Here is an 864-nt window from a genome sequence, read left to right as displayed (position 1 = left end):
CATCAACTACAACAGCAAACCTTTGAGTTGAAGCTATTGCCTCATTGCGAATGCCGATTACCTGCTTGGCAACGTTACGGGAGAACCGCCGTCGATAGCCCAAGAGTAAAGTGTCGCTGCTGTCAAAAAACCGCAACGCTGCTGAACCCGAACAAAGAATCCCACACACTCCAACCACTGCTTGATGCTCTATTGGCCGAGGTTTCACCCAAAGATTTACAGTATAAATTGGGCTTGAATCATCGCCGTTTTTCACAATATCTTGAACGTTTGGCAAGTATGCTGGACACTTTTAGTCGCTTATACGAACGTCACTTATCGTTCTCGAATATCCAAACTCGTTCCTTTGTTCAAGTGGCGCGCTCTGGTTTTCGCCACCATGGTCGAGAACAACGTGCAGCGCATATTTGGACACTATGCAGCGTCGATGCCCAAACGGGTTATGTGCTTTTGCTCAGTGACAACGCTTGGTTTCCTCAGACAGAGATGTCAGAGCACGTCATTCCTCAACCGCTTTGGGAGCAAAGCCGTTACCAATTAACGCAGCAAGAAGAAATGCCAAACGAATCAGATGTATTTCTCCAAGCACAGCGCACTTACGACAAAATTCTTAGCCGCAGCCAATTTGACCAACTCGCTTACTGCGATGGTTCGCACGCGAAATCAAAAGAAGTGCTACTCACTCGCCCAGTTTTTGCTGCGCACGCGCACATGCAAAACTTGGCGAAATACTTTGCTAACAAAGTGCCGAAACGCTTTGTCCTCGAACATGAAAGCTTTTTACGAGGGGCAGCGATCACCGCTTTTACCTCCGCCATTAAGCGGGGCACGACGCAACTCTATTATTGCCATATTGGACAAAGT

At 47.7% G+C, this 864-nt stretch carries 1 pseudogene; it reads left to right on the top strand.

Annotated features, from left to right (window positions below):
- Positions 1–864 (top strand): annotated as a pseudogene (locus R7040_RS25425) (hypothetical protein); the annotation flags it as partial.

The sequence above is a fragment of the Vibrio sp. 1069 genome (assembly GCF_033340555.1).
Note: the sequence above shows the minus strand (reverse complement) of the source record. Positions and strands in the feature narration are given on the sequence as shown.